This is a genomic window from Streptomyces sp. NBC_01433, from assembly GCF_026340105.1.
Lineage (GTDB): Bacteria > Actinomycetota > Actinomycetes > Streptomycetales > Streptomycetaceae > Streptomyces.
The window spans coordinates 213,267-230,253 of record NZ_JAPEPM010000001.1 but is presented as its reverse complement, the minus strand read 5'-3'; the positions used below and the strand labels follow the sequence as shown (position 1 = coordinate 230,253).

The 16,987-nt window shown below is 70.8% G+C and carries 16 protein-coding genes; 13 read left to right on the top strand and 3 right to left on the bottom strand.

Features of this window, described 5'->3' with window-relative positions:
- The first annotated feature begins 12 nt into the window (after positions 1 to 12).
- The 6 genes from dxr (at position 13) to OG413_RS00885 (ending at position 7,348) form a co-directional block, all read left to right on the top strand.
- Positions 13 to 1,266, top strand: a complete 1,254-nt coding sequence (gene dxr, locus OG413_RS00910) for a 1-deoxy-D-xylulose-5-phosphate reductoisomerase (RefSeq protein WP_266802373.1) — start codon at positions 13 to 15, stop codon at positions 1,264 to 1,266.
- Positions 1,263 to 2,573 (top strand): RIP metalloprotease, encoded by a 1,311-nt coding sequence (locus OG413_RS00905; RefSeq protein ID WP_266802372.1) that lies wholly within the window; start codon positions 1,263 to 1,265, stop codon positions 2,571 to 2,573. The genes dxr and OG413_RS00905 overlap by 4 nt, the downstream gene beginning before the upstream one ends.
- Positions 2,574 to 2,794: 221 nt before the next feature.
- Positions 2,795 to 3,949: a flavodoxin-dependent (E)-4-hydroxy-3-methylbut-2-enyl-diphosphate synthase gene (ispG, locus tag OG413_RS00900; protein ID WP_073726742.1), complete on the top strand. Its 1,155-nt coding sequence runs from the start codon at positions 2,795 to 2,797 to the stop codon at positions 3,947 to 3,949.
- 181 nt (positions 3,950 to 4,130) lie between these two features.
- A complete protein-coding gene (locus tag OG413_RS00895) occupies positions 4,131 to 4,973 on the top strand; it encodes a GNAT family N-acetyltransferase (protein WP_266809794.1) in 843 nt (280 codons plus the stop codon).
- Positions 4,974 to 5,002: 29 nt separating this feature from the next.
- On the top strand, positions 5,003 to 5,575 hold the full coding sequence (locus OG413_RS00890; RefSeq protein WP_266802371.1) for a GNAT family N-acetyltransferase: 573 nt from the start codon (positions 5,003 to 5,005) through the stop codon (positions 5,573 to 5,575).
- A gap of 69 nt (positions 5,576 to 5,644) precedes the next feature.
- On the top strand, positions 5,645 to 7,348 hold the full coding sequence (locus OG413_RS00885; RefSeq protein WP_266802370.1) for a proline--tRNA ligase: 1,704 nt from the start codon (positions 5,645 to 5,647) through the stop codon (positions 7,346 to 7,348).
- Between the two features lie 234 nt (positions 7,349 to 7,582).
- Here OG413_RS00885 and OG413_RS00880 read toward each other — a convergent pair whose 3' ends face one another.
- Genes OG413_RS00880 through OG413_RS00870 form a run of 3 tightly spaced genes read right to left on the bottom strand, consistent with a single transcriptional unit; the run spans position 7,583 to position 9,557 of the window.
- Positions 7,583 to 8,506: an aminoglycoside phosphotransferase family protein gene (locus OG413_RS00880; RefSeq protein WP_266802369.1), complete on the bottom strand. Its 924-nt coding sequence runs from the start codon at positions 8,504 to 8,506 to the stop codon at positions 7,583 to 7,585.
- A 29-nt stretch (positions 8,507 to 8,535) separates the two neighbouring features.
- Positions 8,536 to 9,045, bottom strand: a complete 510-nt coding sequence (locus OG413_RS00875) for a ferritin-like domain-containing protein (RefSeq protein ID WP_266802368.1) — start codon at positions 9,043 to 9,045, stop codon at positions 8,536 to 8,538.
- Positions 9,042 to 9,557 carry a hypothetical protein gene (locus OG413_RS00870; RefSeq protein WP_266802367.1) on the bottom strand — a complete coding sequence of 172 codons (516 nt, stop codon included), beginning with the start codon at positions 9,555 to 9,557 and terminating at the stop codon, positions 9,042 to 9,044. Before OG413_RS00870 ends, OG413_RS00875 begins: the two co-directional genes overlap by 4 nt.
- Positions 9,558 to 9,734: 177 nt before the next feature.
- Here OG413_RS00870 and rimP point away from each other — a divergent pair, with 177 nt between their 5' ends.
- From rimP to truB, 7 genes are all read left to right on the top strand, one after another.
- Entirely contained in the window at positions 9,735 to 10,241 is a 507-nt protein-coding gene (rimP, locus tag OG413_RS00865) for a ribosome maturation factor RimP (RefSeq protein ID WP_266802366.1), read from the top strand.
- Between the two features lie 2 nt (positions 10,242 to 10,243).
- Positions 10,244 to 11,284 carry a transcription termination factor NusA gene (gene nusA, locus OG413_RS00860; RefSeq protein WP_073726694.1) on the top strand — a complete coding sequence of 347 codons (1,041 nt, stop codon included), beginning with the start codon at positions 10,244 to 10,246 and terminating at the stop codon, positions 11,282 to 11,284.
- Between the two features lie 113 nt (positions 11,285 to 11,397).
- Positions 11,398 to 11,676 carry a YlxR family protein gene (locus OG413_RS00855; RefSeq protein ID WP_266802365.1) on the top strand — a complete coding sequence of 93 codons (279 nt, stop codon included), beginning with the start codon at positions 11,398 to 11,400 and terminating at the stop codon, positions 11,674 to 11,676.
- A gap of 148 nt (positions 11,677 to 11,824) precedes the next feature.
- A complete protein-coding gene (gene infB, locus OG413_RS00850) occupies positions 11,825 to 14,986 on the top strand; it encodes a translation initiation factor IF-2 (RefSeq protein ID WP_266802364.1) in 3,162 nt (1,053 codons plus the stop codon).
- 173 nt (positions 14,987 to 15,159) lie between these two features.
- Complete coding sequence (locus tag OG413_RS00845) at positions 15,160 to 15,453, top strand: DUF503 domain-containing protein (RefSeq protein ID WP_266802363.1); 294 nt, start codon at positions 15,160 to 15,162, stop codon at positions 15,451 to 15,453.
- Between the two features lie 37 nt (positions 15,454 to 15,490).
- Positions 15,491 to 15,988, top strand: coding sequence for a 30S ribosome-binding factor RbfA (gene rbfA / locus OG413_RS00840; protein WP_266802362.1), 498 nt, complete (start codon positions 15,491 to 15,493; stop codon positions 15,986 to 15,988).
- A complete protein-coding gene (gene truB / locus OG413_RS00835; RefSeq protein ID WP_266802361.1) occupies positions 15,985 to 16,887 on the top strand; it encodes a tRNA pseudouridine(55) synthase TruB in 903 nt (300 codons plus the stop codon). The genes rbfA and truB overlap by 4 nt, the downstream gene beginning before the upstream one ends.
- The last annotated feature ends 100 nt before the right edge of the window (positions 16,888 to 16,987 follow it).

The following is a 16,987-nucleotide window of genomic DNA, read 5'->3' as shown; positions in this document are numbered from 1 at the left end:
ACAATGGGGGGCATGAGCGACAGCCCTGCCCCCCTCGCCGACCCGCATCTCGTCTTCGACGCCGTTGAAGGACGCCGGGATCTCGTGATCCTCGGCTCCACCGGGTCCATCGGCACCCAGGCCATCGACCTGGTGCTGCGCAACCCCGACCGCTTCCGCGTCACCGCGCTCTCGGCCGCGGGCGGCCGGGTCGCCCTCCTCGCCGAGCAGGCGCGGAAACTGCGGGTGCGTACGGTGGCGGTCGCCGCCGAGGACGCGGTACCGGCCCTGCGCGAGGCACTGCGGGAGCGGTACGGGGCCGGCGAGCCCCTCCCCGAGATCCTGGCCGGACCCGACGCGGCCACCCGGCTCGCCGCGAGCGACTGCCACACCGTGCTGAACGGGATCACCGGCTCCATCGGGCTCGCCCCGACCCTCGCCGCCCTGAAGGCGGGCCGCACGCTCGCCCTCGCCAACAAGGAGTCGCTGATCGTCGGCGGCCCGCTGGTGAAGGCCCTCGCCGCCCCCGGCCAGATCATTCCGGTCGACTCCGAGCACGCCGCGCTCTTCCAGGCGCTGGCCGCCGGGACCCGCGCCGATGTCCGCAAGCTCGTCGTCACCGCCTCCGGCGGCCCCTTCCGGGGACGTACGCGGAGCGATCTGGCCGATGTCACCCGGGAACAGGCCCTCGCCCACCCGACCTGGGCCATGGGCCCGGTCATCACGATCAACTCCGCGACCCTGGTCAACAAGGGACTGGAGGTCATCGAGGCACATCTCCTCTACGACATTCCGTTCGACCGGATCGAGGTCGTGGTCCACCCCCAGTCGTACGTCCATTCCATGGTGGAGTTCACCGACGGCTCCACGCTCGCCCAGGCCACCCCGCCGGACATGCGCGGGCCGATCGCCATCGGCCTCGGCTGGCCGCAGCGCGTCCCGGACGCCGCACCGGCCTTCGACTGGTCGAAGGCGTCCAGCTGGGAGTTCCACCCCCTGGACAACGAGGCTTTCCCGTCCGTCGGACTCGCCAGGCACGTCGGTACGCTCGGTGGCACCGCGCCCGCGGTCTTCAACGCCGCGAACGAGGAGTGCGTGGACGCATTCCTGGCAGGACGGCTGCCCTTCAACGGAATCATGGATACGGTCACCGCTGTGGTGTCCGAACACGGCACCCCTGCCCCGGGAACTTCGCTGACGGTCGCGGACGTCCTCGATGCGGAGACCTGGGCCCGTGCCCGGGCCCGGGAACTCTCGGCGAAAGCGACAGCGGAGGCGCGCGCATGAGTCTGACCACGATCCTGTTGACGATCCTGGGGATCGTCATCTTCGCCGTGGGCCTGTTGTTCTCGATCGCCTGGCACGAGCTGGGACACCTCTCGACCGCCAAACTCTTCGGCATCCGGGTACCGCAGTACATGGTCGGCTTCGGCCCGACCGTCTGGTCGCGCAAGAAGGGCGACACCGAGTACGGGATCAAGGCCATCCCGGCGGGCGGCTACATCCGCATGATCGGCATGTTCCCGCCCGGACCGGACGGCCGCATCGAAGCGCGCTCCACCTCGCCCTGGCGGGGCATGATCGAGGACGCCAGGTCCGCCGCCTTCGAAGAGCTCGAACCGGGCGACGAGACGCGGCTCTTCTACACGCGCAAGCCGTGGAAGCGCGTCATCGTGATGTTCGCCGGACCGTTCATGAACCTGGTCCTGGCGATCGCGATCTTCCTCGGCGTGGCGATGACCTTCGGCTTCCAGACCCAGACCACCGAGGTCGCGGGCGTCCAGAAGTGCGTGATCTCGCAGAGCGACAAACGCGACACCTGCGAGAAGTCCGACCCCGTCTCACCGGCGCAGGCCGCCGGACTGCGGAAGGGCGACCGGATCGTCGCCTTCGACGGCAAGAAGGTCGACGACTGGGCGACGCTCTCCGACCGCATCCGCGAGACCATCGGCCCCGCCACGCTCACCGTGCGGCGCGACGGTCAGGAAGTGACCCTGCACGCGGTGCTGCGCGAGAACGCCGTGGCGAAGAAGAACTCCGACGGCGAGGTCGTGCCCGACCAGTACGTCAAGGCGGGCTACCTGGGCTTCGCCGCGCAGTCCGAGATCGTGCCGCTCTCCTTCGGCGACTCGGTCGTCCGCATGGGCGACATGATGGAGAACGGCGTCCACTCGATGATCGCCCTGCCCTCCAAGATCCCGGATCTGTGGGACGCGGCCTTCGGCGACGGCGCTCGCGCCGACGACTCCCCGGTCGGGGTGGTCGGCGCGGCCAGGATCGGCGGCGAGGTGATGACGCTGGACGTCCCGGCGCAGAACCAGATCGCGATGATGCTGTTCCTGCTGGCCGGATTCAACCTCTCGCTGTTCCTGTTCAACATGCTCCCGCTGCTCCCGCTGGACGGCGGACACATCGCGGGCGCCCTGTGGGAGGCCGTACGCCGCAATGTGGCCAAGGTCTTCAAGCGGCCCGACCCGGGCCCGTTCGACGTGGCGAAGCTGATGCCGGTCGCCTATGTCGTCGCGGGGGTCTTCATCTGCTTCACCCTGCTCGTCCTGGTCGCCGACATCGTGAACCCGGTGAAGATCTCCTGACCGCACCGTCCGTCCCATCCGCACCTTCCGCCCAGGCAGTCGCTCAGGTGGCCGCCGGACACACACAGGGTGTCCGGCGGGCCGTCACCGGATTGCCCTGGCGACGTGATGCGTCCCACCCGGCTCCGGTGCCGTAACCTCGAAGGCCGGGGCCCGCCGATCCCGGGACCCTGAACCACCTTGATCCGCACCTTGATCCACACCTTGGGGATGCTCAGCGCATGACTGCGATTTCTCTCGGAATGCCGGCCGTTCCGACCAAGCTCGCCGACCGAAGGGTCAGTCGAAAGATCCAGGTCGGATCGGTCGCGGTCGGCGGGGACGCACCCGTGTCCGTGCAGTCGATGACGACGACGCGTACGTCGGACATCGGCGCGACGCTCCAGCAGATCGCCGAGCTGACGGCCTCCGGCTGCCAGATCGTGCGGGTGGCCTGCCCGACGCAGGACGACGCCGACGCGCTGGCGACGATCGCGCGGAAGTCGCAGCTCCCGGTCATCGCGGACATCCACTTCCAGCCGAAGTACGTCTTCGCGGCGATCGACGCGGGCTGCGCGGCGGTCCGGGTGAACCCGGGCAACATCAAGCAGTTCGACGACAAGGTCAAGGAGATCGCGAAGGCGGCCGGTGACGCGGGTACGCCGATCCGGATCGGCGTGAACGCGGGCTCGCTGGACGCGCGGCTGCTGAAGAAGTACGGCAAGGCCACCCCCGAGGCCCTGGTGGAGTCCGCGCTGTGGGAGGCGTCGCTCTTCGAGGAGCACGGCTTCGGCGACATCAAGATCTCGGTGAAGCACAACGACCCGGTCGTCATGGTCAACGCCTACCGGCAGCTGGCCGCGCAGAGCGACTACCCGCTGCACCTCGGTGTGACGGAGGCGGGCCCGGCGTTCCAGGGCACGATCAAGTCGGCCGTCGCGTTCGGCGCGCTGCTCTCGGAGGGCATCGGGGACACGATCCGGGTGTCCCTGTCGGCGCCGCCGGTCGAGGAGGTCAAGGTCGGCCTGCAGATCCTCGAAGCACTGAACCTGAAGCAGCGGCGGCTGGAGATCGTGTCGTGCCCGTCGTGCGGCCGGGCGCAGGTGGATGTGTACAAGCTGGCGGACCAGGTCAGCGCCGGTCTTGAGGGCATGGAGGTCCCGCTGCGGGTCGCCGTGATGGGCTGTGTCGTCAACGGTCCCGGCGAGGCCCGTGAGGCGGACCTCGGTGTGGCCTCCGGGAACGGCAAGGGCCAGATCTTCGTGAAGGGCGAGGTCATCAAGACCGTGCCGGAATCGAAGATCGTCGAGACCCTCATCGAAGAAGCCCTGAAGATCGCCGAGCAGATGGAGAAGGACGGCATCCCGTCCGGCGAACCCGAGGTCTCCATCAGCTGACCCGTACCTCTCTCCCCCTGCCGCGCCCCGCCGGACCCCGTGTCCGGCGGGGCGCGGCCGTTCCCGGGAGGGCCCGTGTCCGGAGCACCGCCCGGCCCCGTACCCGCATGCGGGCGGCGCCCCACAGCCTTGTTCGGTACAGTGCGGAAATCAGCAGACCGTATGGTGAGGCCCCCTCGTGTTGACGCAGACCACCACCCGGGTCCTCGAACCCAGCGACCTCGGTGCCGCGCTCGCCATCCTGGAGAGCGAGCCCGTGGCCAATGCCTTTGTGACCTCGCGCGTACAGGTCGCCGGGCTCGATCCCTGGCGCCTCGGTGGCGAGATGTGGGGCTGGTACGCCGACGGCAGGCTGCGCTCGCTCTGCTACTCCGGCGCCAATCTCGTCCCCGTCTGCGCCGGACCGGAAGCCATCAGGGCCTTCGCCGACCGCGCCCGCAGGGCAGGCCGCCGCTGCTCCTCGATCGTCGGCCCCGCCGAGCCCACCGCCCAGCTGTGGCGCCTGCTGGAACCCGGCTGGGGCCCCGCCCGCGAGGTCCGGGCCAACCAGCCGCTGATGGTCACCGAGAGCCTGTCCGCCGATGTGGCGCCCGACCCCTTCGTACGCCGCATCCGCAAGGACGAGATGGACATCGTGATGCCGGCCTGCGTGGCGATGTTCACGGAGGAGGTCGGGATCTCCCCGCTGGCGGGCGACGGCGGGCTCCTCTACCAGGCACGCGTCGCCGAGCTGATCGGCTCCGGCCGCTCCTTCGCCCGTATCGAGGACGGCAAGGTCCTCTTCAAGGCGGAGATCGGCGCCGCCACCACCCAGGCCTGCCAGATCCAGGGCGTCTGGGTCGCTCCCGAATTCCGTGGCCGCGGCCTCTCCGAGACGGGCATGGCGGCCGTCCTGGCCCATGCGCTGGCCGATGTGGCACCGGTCGTCAGCCTGTACGTGAACGACTACAACACCCCCGCACGCAAGGCCTACAGCCGCGTCGGCTTCCGCGAGGTCGGCGCCTTCATGAGCGTGCTGTTCTGACCGTGCGACCGGGACAGTAGGGTTCGCGCATGGCAGCAGCAGTCCCCGGGAACGGCCCCGGAATCCCCGGCATCGTGATCGGTCCGCTCGATCTGGCCGCACGGGTCGACGAAGCCCTGCTCGTCCAGGCCGTCGCCTTCGGTCTCAGCCAGGACGAGATCGACGTGCGCCGCCACATCGTCCTCAGACACCTGGACCATCCCTTCGCGCGGGCCCTCGGCGCCACCACCCCCACCGGCCGGCTCGTCGGCTTCGTCTACGGCCTGCCCAACAGCCGGACCCACTGGTGGTCCACCGTCGTCGAGCCCTATCTCCGGGCCACCGGCTCCGACGGCTGGCTCGACGACTCGTTCGTGATCACCGAGCTCCATGTCCACCCGGACCAGCAGCAGCGCGGTATCGGCCGGGCCCTGATCACCACGATCACGGACGCCGTCGACCACCCCCGCTCCATCCTCTCCGCGATCGACACGGAGAGCCCGGCGCGCGGTCTGTACCGCGCGCTGGGCTACCAGGACCTGGCCCGTCAGGTGGTCTTCCCGAGCGCTCCGCTGCCGTACGCGGTGATGGGAGCACCCCTGCCGCTGCGCCGCCCGGACTGAATCGATTTCCGCCCGCACGGGCCGCCCGGCTAACCTCGGCCACACCACCCTTCCGAGCAGGAGTTCACCATGGCCCAGGTCCAGCGCATGTCCCGATTGATGATCAAGACACTGCGCGACGACCCGGCGGACGCCGAGACGCTCAACCACAAGCTGCTCGTCCGGGCCGGATACGTACGTCGCACCGCCGCCGGCATCTGGTCCTGGCTGCCGCTGGGCAAGAAGGTCCTGGACAACATCACCCGCGTCGTCCGCGAGGAGATGGACGCCATCGGCGGCCAGGAGGTCCTGCTGCCCGCGCTGCTGCCCAAGGAGGCGTACGACGCCAGCGGGCGGTACGAGGAGTACGGCGACCTGCTCTTCAAGCTGAAGGACCGCAAGGGTGCCGACTATCTGCTCGGCCCCACGCACGAGGAGATCTTCACCCAGGTCGTCAAGGACATGTGCTCGTCCTACAAGGACCTGCCCGTGATCCTCTACCAGATCCAGACCAAGTACCGCGACGAGGCCCGCCCCCGCGCCGGTGTGCTGCGTGGCCGCGAGTTCCAGATGAAGGACTCGTACTCCTTCGACACCACCGACGAGGGTCTGGCCGAGTCGTACCAGCTGCACCGCGACGCCTACATCCGGATCTTCGAGCGCCTCGGCCTCGACCACCGCATCGTCTCCGCCGTCTCCGGTGCCATGGGCGGCTCCGCGTCCGAGGAGTTCCTCGCCCCCGCCCCCGCCGGTGAGGACACCTTCGTCGACTGTCCCGCCTGCGACTACGCCGCCAACACGGAGGCCGTGACCTTCAAGGCCACCACCGTCGACAGCTCCGCGACCGGCCCCGTCGCGGAGCTGGACACCCCCGACACCCCGACCATCGAGACCCTGGCCGCCCACCTCGGCGTCCCGGCCTCCGCCACGCTGAAGAACCTCCTGGTCAAGGTCGACGGCGAGATCGTCGCCGTGGGCGTCCCCGGTGACCGCGAGGTCGACCTGGGCAAGCTCGGCGAGCACCTGGCCCCGGCCGTTGTCGAGCTGGTCACCGCCGAGGACTTCGTGGACCGCCCCGACCTGGTACGCGGCTACGTCGGCCCGCAGGGTCTGGAGAAGGTCCGCTACATCGCCGACCCCCGCATCGCCGCGGGCACCGCCTGGATCACCGGCGCGAACAAGCCCGGCACCCACGCGAAGAACGTCGTCGCGGGCCGCGACTTCGAGGTCGACGACTACCTCGACGTCGTCGTGGTCGAGGCGGGCGACCCCTGCCCCAACTGCGGCACCGGCCTCCAGCTGGACCGGGCCATCGAGATCGGCCACATCTTCCAGCTCGGCCGCAAGTTCGCCGACGCCTTCCAGCTCGACGTGCTCGGCCAGCAGGGCAAGCCGGTCCGGGTCACGATGGGCTCCTACGGCATCGGCGTCTCCCGTGCGGTGGCCGCGCTCGCCGAGCAGACCGCCGACGACAAGGGCCTGTGCTGGCCCCGCGAGATCGCCCCGGCCGACGTCCACGTGGTCGCCGCGGGCAAGGCCCTCCAGACGGAGCTGGCCCTCGACGTCTCCGAGAAGCTCAACGCGGCGGGTGTCCGGGTCATGGTCGACGACCGCGCGGGCGTCTCGCCCGGCGTGAAGTTCACCGACGCCGAGCTGATCGGCGTACCGAAGATCCTGGTCGCGGGCCGCCGCTCCGCCGAGGGCGTCCTGGAACTGAAGGACCGCCGCACCGGCGAGCGCGAGGAGCTGACCGTCGACGAGGCGATCGCCCGCCTCATCGCCGACCAGGGCTGATCCGACCGCCCGCACGGACGACGAAAGCCCCCGCGCACCTCAGGTGCGCGGGGGCTTTTCGCAGCGATCGGGCGGCAGCGGGGCCAGGACTCCGTCGGCAGGCAAGGCATCGGAAGCAGGGCTCACCGTCGGCCAACAAGGCATCGGGGCCAGGGCTCACCGTCGGTCAGCTCACCGTCGGTCAGTTCGCCTTCGGTCAGTTCGCCTTCGGTCAGTGCCCTGCCGGGTGGGTGCCTACAGCCACCCCGCGAACTCCAGCGTCAGCTCGCCCGTCTGCCGCCGTCCCTCGGACAGCGCCCGGGTTCCCGACTCCACCGCCCGGAACAGCGTCCAGCCGTGCAGCCGTTCCTGCTCCACGTCCAGCGACTCCGCGAGCTTCTTGACCCTCCGGCGGGCCGTCACGGGGCCGCCGGGCGAGGCGATCAGATCCTCCACCCGGTCGCGCACCAGCCGCGCCAGGTCATAGGCACGCTCACCCACCAGCGGCTCCGGGCCGACGGTCAGCCACGGCGCGCGCTCACCCGACAGCACCTTGCTCTGCCGGAAGTTGCCGTGCAGCAGCAGGAGTTCGGGGGAGTGGGCGACCAACTCCTCGCGAGCGGCCAGGGCCGCGGAGACGAGCGGGGCCAGCACCGGGTCCGCCTCGGCGGCGGCCCGCATCGGGCCCGCCTGACGGGCGGTCCGCTCGGCGACCGTCTCGAAAGCGTGCCCGGCGGGCGGTTCGACCCACAGCCGTCGCACCGTGCCCGCCGCCTCCAGCAGGGCCTTCGCCTCCGGCAGCGAACGCAGCGACACCTCGTGGTGCAGCCGCTCCAGCAGCAGCCCGCCGGCCGGTGCCGGGCCGGTGCCGGGAAGGTCCAGGAGCTGTACCGCGCCCCAGCCGTTCCAGTGGGCCAGCGCCGCCCGTTCGTGTTCGGGCCCGGCCGCGGGCGGGGCGATCTTCAGCACGGCCGGGGTTCCGTCGGGCCTTCGCACCAGCAGCACCAGGCCGCTGCGTCCACCGGGGGCGACCGCCCGTTCGACGGACAGCTCCCGTCCGTTCCCGGTCAGTGCCTCTTCGGTGAGTGCGGGGAGCCGGCCGAGCCAGTCGGCGGCGACAGCGTCCCCGTACATCTCGCCGAGCGCTCGCACCAGACGCTGCGGCGGTTCGAAACCCATACGTGCCTTGATCCCTTTCAGAGCCTTCTTCAGTGCGTCCCGTCGGCCCCGGCGGCCTCCACGGGCGCCGACGCGGCCGGTTCGCGGCCGGTGGCCCGCTCGGCAAGCCCAGGAAAGGCTACGCCGCTGCCCCGCCAGCGGGCCGCGCGCACGGCGGCCTCGCGCAGGGCGCCCGCGGCCTCCCGCCGCAGCGGCCCCTCGGCGGCGCGTACGAGATCGGAGTAGACACCGGCGATCCGGTCCTCCAGCACCGCGGCGAGCCGCACCGCCGACGCCGAGTCCGCCACCGCGAACGGCAGAGCGTACGCGGCGTCCGCCGCGACCGGCGCACCGCCCAGGTCGCGCACGGTGCGCACCAGCGCGTCGCGGCGGGCCCGGTGGCCGTCGTGCGCCGCCCTGGCCTCGTCGCGCCGCCTCCCGGCGACCCGGCCGCCCAGCGCCCCGTAGCCGTACACCGCGGCGTGCTCGGCGGCGAGCGCGGCCTGTGCGGCGGTCAGGGCGGGTGCGGGCCCGTCCTCGTTCCTGGCCTGCGTGGTCATGACGAGGTCTCCTTGGCCAGTTCGGTGAGCAGATACGCGTGGGCCGCGGCGGCCGCGGCGACCGAGGCCAGCAGCCGGGCCAGCTCCGGTTCCGCCGTCAGTAGCGCCTTGGTGTGCGCGTCGGCGGCCCGCCGTTCCGCCGCGGCCAGCTCCTTCACCGCACTCTTCGCGTCGGTCACGGGGGGCGTCCTGACGAAGGAGAGCGACTGCGCCTTCCCCGCGCCCTCCAGGAGGGCCTTCACGTGTTCCCGCACGGCCGCCCGCAGGGGCGCGAGCCCCGCCGCGGTCGCCGGATGGGCCGTGGCGACGTCCTCGTACCGGGCGAGCAGCTCGGCGCCGGTCCGGGCGGCCGTCGCCCGTTGGGTCCGCTCGGCCCGGACCGCGGCGGCGCTCACCGTGCCCCCACGGCCCTCGGTTTCGCTGTCGCCCCCGCAGCCGGTCAGCACCGCTCCCGCCGCCAGCGCCCCCGTCGCGGTGAGCGCCCCCCTGCGCGTCGTCCCCGTGCGCCGCACTTTTCTCCTTCGAGCCGGGACCGGTCCTGACCGGATCTGTCCTGAAGTGATCACCGCAGGCGAGCGTACCCGCGGGAGGCGGGGCCGGCGGACGGCAACACCCCTCGGGACCGGATACCCTTTGACCTGACGCACGACGATCCCCACAACAGCACACGCGGCCGAGGAGTCACCCGGATGAGCACCACCCAGAGCGAGAGGCTGCGCGGACTGCTCGAACCACTCGTCAGCGCGAAGCAGCTGGATCTCGAAGAGATCGAGGTTTCCCGGGCAGGCCGCCGTCGCGTGCTGCGGATCATCGTGGATTCCGACGAGGGCGTGGAGCTCGACACCTGCGCCGAGCTGAGCCGCGAGATCTCCGAGAAGCTCGACGAGTCCGACGCGATGGGCGAGGACGAGTACGTCCTCGAAGTGAGCTCTCCGGGCGCCGACCGCCCGCTGACCGAGCACCGCCACTACGTACGCGCCACCGGCAGGCTGGCCAAGTTCCAGCTGACCGCCGAAGCGGGCGCCGACGAGCTGGTCGCCCGCATCCTGGCCGTCGACGACGAAGGACTCGACCTCGAAGTGCCGGGCGTCAAGGGCCGCAAGCCCACGTCCCGCCGGGTCGCCTTCGCCGACATCGCCAAGGCGCGCGTGGAGATCGAATTCAACCGCAAGGACAAGAAGGAAGAGGAGGCGTAGCCGTGGACATCGATGTGAAGCTTCTGAAGGGCTTGGCGCAGAGCAAGGAGATCCCCTTCGAGGTGCTCGTCGGGGCGATCGAATCGGCCCTCCTCATCGCGTACCACCACACCCCCCACAGCCACCGCCGGGCACGCGTGAAGCTGGACGACTCCGGCCACGTCACGGTGTGGGCGAAGGAGGACCCGGCGGACCTCGAAGAGGGCCAGGAGGCCAAGGAGTTCGACGACACCCCGTCCGACTTCGGCCGTATCGCCGCGTCCACCGCCAAGCAGGTCATCATGCAGCGGCTGCGCGACGCGGAGGACGACAAGACCTTCGGCGAGTACGCGGGCCACGAGGGCGATGTCGTCACCGGCGTCGTCCAGCAGGGCAAGGACCCGAAGAACGTCCTGGTCGACATCGGCAAGATGGAAGCGATCCTGCCGGTGCAGGAGCAGGTGCCGGGCGAGGAGTACACCCACGGCCTGCGCCTTCGCACGTACGTCGTACGGGTCGCGAAGGGCGTGCGCGGTCCGTCCGTGACGCTGTCGCGCACCCACCCCAACCTGGTGAAGAAGCTCTTCGCGCTGGAGGTCCCGGAGATCGCCGACGGTTCCGTCGAGATCTGCGCGATCGCCCGCGAGGCCGGCCACCGCACGAAGATCGCGGTCCGTTCGACCCGTTCCGGCCTCAATCCCAAGGGCGCCTGCATCGGTCCGATGGGCGGCCGTGTGCGCAATGTCATGGCCGAGCTGCACGGCGAGAAGATCGACATCGTGGACTGGTCGGACGACCCGGCCGAGATGGTCGCCAACGCACTGTCGCCCGCCCGGGTGAGCGAGGTGGAGGTCGTGGACCTCGGTGCCAGGTCCGCACGGGTCACCGTCCCGGACTACCAGCTGTCGCTGGCGATCGGCAAGGAGGGGCAGAACGCCCGTCTCGCCGCCCGTCTCACCGGCTGGCGCATCGACATCCGGCCGGACACCGAGACGGACGCCGAGCGCGACATCGCCGACCGCGAGCGGGCCGAGCGGGCCCGGGAGCGCTCGGAAAGGCGTTGACCCGGACCTGCCCGAAGGAATAGATCTAGGTGGCAAGCCGCTGAGATCACGACAACATCCGTTCGATTCTTGCCCCAAACGGGTGGGGTCGGTACGGGGAGGTAGACTTAAACGTGTCTGGCCGGACGCAAGCCCGCGCTTGCCCCGAGCGAACCTGTGTGGGATGCCGGGAGCGAGTGGCCAAGAGCGAGCTGTTGCGCATCGTGGTGGACGAGGGAGTATGCGTCCCTGATCCACGCGGTACGCTGCCCGGCCGGGGTGCTTATGTGCACCCCGCATCTGTCTGTCTCGACCTGGCGGTTCGCCGCCGGGCATTCCCCCGGGCCTTCAAGGCCAAGGGGCCGTTCGACTCCGCCGCACTGCAGCGGTTCGTCGAGCGGGTGACACCGTAGGAAAGTGAACGGCACGGGTCCCCGTGCGGTCAGGTACCTCGCGAGTTGGAAGTAGGTCGAGATTGCGATGAGCACTCGATGAGTACGCGATGAGTACGCCCATGAAGTAGCGACGGTCCGGCGGTAACCCGGACCTAAAAGGAGCGAAGTGGCTAAGGTCCGGGTATACGAACTCGCCAAGGAGTTCGGCGTCGAGAGCAAGGTCGTCATGGCCAAGCTCCAAGAACTCGGTGAATTCGTCCGTTCGGCGTCCTCGACGATCGAGGCGCCGGTTGTACGCAAGTTGACTGACGCACTGCAGGGGCCCGGCGGCAACGCCGGCAAGTCCGCTGCCAAGCCCGGCGCGCCCCGCAAGGCCGCGCCCGTAAAGCCCGCAGCGCCCTCCCCGGCCGCCGCGGCACGTCCCGCCGGCCCGAAGCCCGGCGCCCCGGCCCCCAAGCCGGCCGCAGCCGAGGCCCCGGCGAGCAGCGCCCCCGCGAGTACCGCCCCGGCAGCGCCTTCCGCGCCGTCGGCCGGGCCGCGTCCGGGCCCGAAGCCCGCGCCCAAGCCCGCGCCGGTGACTCCGGTCCCCGCTGCCGAGTTCTCGGCACCGGCTCCGGCCCAGCAGGCCGCGCCCGCGCAGCAGCAGGCCCCCCGCCCCGCAGGCGCCACCCCCGGCCCGCGTCCCGCCTCCCGTCCGGCTCCGGCCGGCGGTCAGCGTGACGGCGGCCGCGACGGTGGTCAGCGCGAGGGCGGTCAGCGTGACGGCGGTCGCGGTGGCGAGCGTGGCGGCGACCGCCCCGCGCGTCCCGCAGGCCAGGGTGCCCCGCGCCCCGGTGGCGCACGTCCGGCGGGTCCCCGTCCGGGCAACAACCCCTTCACCTCCGGTGGCTCCACCGGCATGGCGCGTCCCCAGGCCCCCCGGCCCGGTGGCGCCCCGCGCCCCGGTGGCGGTCAGGAGCGCCCCGGCGCCCCGCGTCCGCAGGGCGGCCCCGGTGGCGCCCCGCGCCCGCAGGGTCAGGGTGGCGCACGTCCGAGCCCCGGCGGCATGCCCCGTCCGCAGGCTCCCCGTCCGGGCGGTGCCCCGTCCGGTAACCGTCCGAACCCCGGCATGATGCCGCAGCGTCCCGCTGCGGGCCCGCGTCCCGGCGGTGGCCCCGGCGGTGGCCGTGGTCCCGGTGGCGGCGGCGGCGGTCGTCCCGGTGGCGGTGGCGGCGCAGGCCGTCCCGGTGGCGGCGGCTTCGCAGGCCGTCCGGCCGGTCCCGGTGGCGGTGGCGGCGGCTTCGCCGGTCGTCCCGGTGGTCCCGGTGGCGGTGGCGGCGCAGGCCGTCCCGGTGGTGGCGGCGGCTTCGGCGGTCGTCCCGGCTTCGGTGGACGTCCCGGCGGCCCCGGTGGCCGTGGTGGCACACAGGGTGCGTTCGGCCGTCCCGGCGGTCCGGCGCGTCGTGGTCGCAAGTCGAAGCGGCAGAGGCGCCAGGAGTACGAGGCCATGCAGGCCCCGTCGGTCGGCGGCGTCATGCTGCCTCGCGGCAACGGGCAGGCTGTCCGGCTGTCGCGCGGTGCCTCGCTCACCGACTTCGCGGAGAAGATCAACGCCAACCCGGCGTCGCTCGTCGCCGTGATGATGAACCTCGGCGAGATGGTCACGGCCACGCAGTCCGTCTCCGACGAGACGCTTCGGCTTCTCGCGGACGAGATGAACTACGTCCTGGAGATCGTCAGCCCCGAGGAGGAGGACCGCGAGCTGCTCGAGTCCTTCGACATCGAGTTCGGCGAGGACGAGGGCGGCGAAGAGGCCCTGGTCTCCCGTCCGCCGGTCGTGACCGTCATGGGTCACGTCGACCACGGTAAGACCCGACTGCTGGACGCGATCCGCAAGACGAACGTCGTCGCGGGCGAGGCCGGCGGTATCACGCAGCACATCGGTGCGTACCAGGTCTCCTCCGAGGTCAACGGCGAGGACCGCCGGATCACCTTCATCGACACCCCGGGTCACGAGGCGTTCACCGCCATGCGTGCACGTGGTGCGAAGTCGACCGACATCGCGATCCTCGTGGTGGCGGCCAACGACGGTGTGATGCCCCAGACGATCGAGGCGCTGAACCACGCCAAGGCGGCCGAGGTGCCGATCGTGGTCGCGGTCAACAAGATCGACGTCGAGGGTGCCGACCCGACCAAGGTGCGCGGTCAGCTCACCGAGTTCGGTCTGGTGGCCGAGGAGTACGGCGGCGACACGATGTTCGTCGACATCTCCGCGAAGCAGGGCCTCAACATCGAGGCACTGCTGGAGGCCGTCGTCCTCACCGCCGACGCCTCGCTCGACCTGCGGGCCAACCCGGAGCAGGACGCGCAGGGTATTGCGATCGAGTCCCACCTCGACCGCGGCCGCGGTGCCGTCGCGACCGTCCTGGTCCAGCGAGGCACGCTGCGGGTCGGCGACACGATGGTCGTCGGCGACGCCTACGGCCGAGTCCGCGCGATGCTCGACGACAAGGGCGAGAACGTCGAGGAAGCGGGTCCCTCGACCCCCGTCCTCGTGCTGGGTCTCACCAACGTCCCGGGCGCCGGCGACAACTTCCTGGTCGTCGACGAGGACCGTACGGCCCGTCAGATTGCCGAGAAGCGTGCCGCTCGTGAGCGCAACGCCAACTTCGCCCGCAAGGGTGTCCGGTTCTCCCTGGAGAACCTGGACGAGGCGCTCAAGGCCGGTCTGGTCCAGGAACTCAACCTCATCATCAAGGGCGACGCGTCCGGTTCGGTGGAGGCTCTTGAGTCCTCGCTGCTCCAGCTCGACGTCGGTGAAGAGGTCGACATCCGGGTCCTGCACCGCGGTGTGGGTGCGGTCACCGAGTCGGACATCGACCTGGCGACCGGCTCCGACGCCATCGTGATCGGCTTCAACGTGCGCGCCGCAGGGCGTGCCGCGCAGATGGCCGAGCGCGAAGGCGTGGACGTCCGGTACTACTCGGTCATCTACCAGGCGATCGAAGAGATCGAAGCGGCCCTCAAGGGCATGCTCAAGCCGGAGTACGAAGAGGTCGAGCTCGGTACGGCGGAGATCCGCGAGATCTTCCGCTCGTCCAAGCTGGGCAACATCGCCGGTGTGCTGGTCCGGTCCGGCGAGGTCAAGCGCAACACCAAGGCGCGCCTGCTGCGCGATGGCAAGGTCATCGCGGAGAGCCTCAACATCTCCGGTCTGCGCCGCTTCAAGGACGACGTCACAGAGATCCGCGAAGGCTTCGAGGGCGGTATCAACCTCGGAAACTTCAACGACATCAAGATCGACGACGTCATCGCGACGTACGAGATGCGCGAGAAGCCGCGCGGCTGATCCGTACCTCAACAGTCGGGGCCGGTCGACGGGTCATATTTCCGTCGATCGGCCCCGGCCGTTCCGGTACGGTTCTGGTGTCCCGGCCGAGTACCGGCAGGGCACGCTGTGCCGGTCCGGGGGGTGGCCTCCGGGCATTTCCGAACCCGAACCGGCGGGATATCCGGACATACATGTATGTGGGGACACTGTCCTTCGATCTGCTCCTCGGCGACGTACGGTCGTTGAAGGAGAAACGCTCCATCGTCCGCCCGATCGTCGCCGAGCTGCAGCGCAAGTTCGCGGTGAGTGCGGCGGAGACGGGTGGGCAGGATCTCCATCGCAGGGCCGAGATCGGCCTTGCCGTGGTCTCCGGGGACACCGGACACCTCACAGATGTACTGGACCGGTGCGAGCGGCTGATCGCCGCGCGTCCCGAGGTGGAGCTGCTGTCGGTTCGACGGCGGCTGCACAGTGACGAAGACTGAACCGTAAGCAAAAACCAGAAGGAAGAGTGACGGACCGGTGACCGACAACGCGCGGGCCCGCAAGCTGGCCGATCGCATCCAGGTCGTGGTCGCGGAGACCCTGGACCGGCGTATCAAGGATCCGCGGCTCGGATTCGTGACGATCACGGACGCCCGTGTCACCGGCGACCTGCGGGAGGCCACGGTCTTCTACACGGTCTACGGCGACGACGAGGAGCGCGCGGCTTCCGCCGCGGCGCTGGAGAGCGCCAAGGGCGTCCTGCGCTCCGAGGTCGGCCGGCAGACCGGGGTCCGGTTCACGCCGTCCCTGGCCTTCGTCCCGGACGCCCTGCCGGACAACGCCCGCACCATCGAGGACCTCCTCGACAAGGCGCGGGCCAAGGACGCCGAGGTACGCGAGGTGTCGACCGGCGCGAAGTACGCGGGCGACGCCGACCCGTACCGCAAGCCGGAGGACGAGGACGAGGCTGCCGAGGCCGAGGGGTCCGACGAGCCCGAGCGCCCCAGTGGGAACGAGGGCTCGGCCTCCGCATGACACAGCAGAACAACAGGACGCCGGACGGCCTTGTCATTGTCGACAAGCCGTCCGGCTTCACTTCGCACGACGTCGTCGCCAAGATGCGCGGCATCGCCCGTACCCGCCGCGTCGGGCACGCCGGCACGCTCGACCCGATGGCGACCGGTGTGCTGGTCCTCGGCGTCGAGAAGGCCACCAAGCTCCTGGGCCATCTCGCGCTGACCGAGAAGGAGTACCTCGGCACGATCCGGCTCGGGCAGGACACCATCACCGATGACGCGGAGGGCGAGATCATCTCGTCCACCGACGCCTCGGGTGTGACGCGGGAGGGCATCGACGCCGGGGTGGCGGCACTGAGCGGCCCGATCATGCAGGTGCCGTCCAAGGTCAGCGCCATCAAGATCGACGGGAAGCGTTCGTACGCGCGGGTGCGCGGCGGCGAGGAGTTCGAGATCCCGGCCCGTCCGGTGACCGTCTCGTCGTTCGCCGTTCACGACGTCCGCGAGGCGGTCGCCGAGGACGGGACCCCGGTCGTCGACCTCGTCGTCTCCGTCGTCTGCTCCTCCGGTACGTACATCCGCGCCCTCGCCCGGGACCTCGGTGCCGGGCTCGGTGTGGGCGGGCACCTCACCGCGCTGCGGCGCACCCGGGTCGGCCCGTACGGGCTGGACGCGGCGAGGACGCTGGAGGCGCACCAGGAGGAGCTGACCGTGATGCCGGTCGCGGAGGCGGCCGCCTCCGCGTTCCCCCGCTGGGACGTGGACGAGAAGCGGGCCAAGCTGCTGCTCAACGGGGTCCGGCTGGACATGCCCGCGTATCCGCCGGGACCGGTCGGGGTCTTCGGGCCCGACGGGCGGTTCCTGGTGCTGGTCGAGGAACAGAAGGGCAAGGCCAAGAGCCTCGCCGTCTTCGCCTGACGGGCTCCGCCACCGCCTCCGTCGTGGAGCGGGCACAGCCCCCGGTGCCCGCTCCACGACCCCCCTCCCGCGATGAGCCCTGTCCACCCAGACCCGCGAA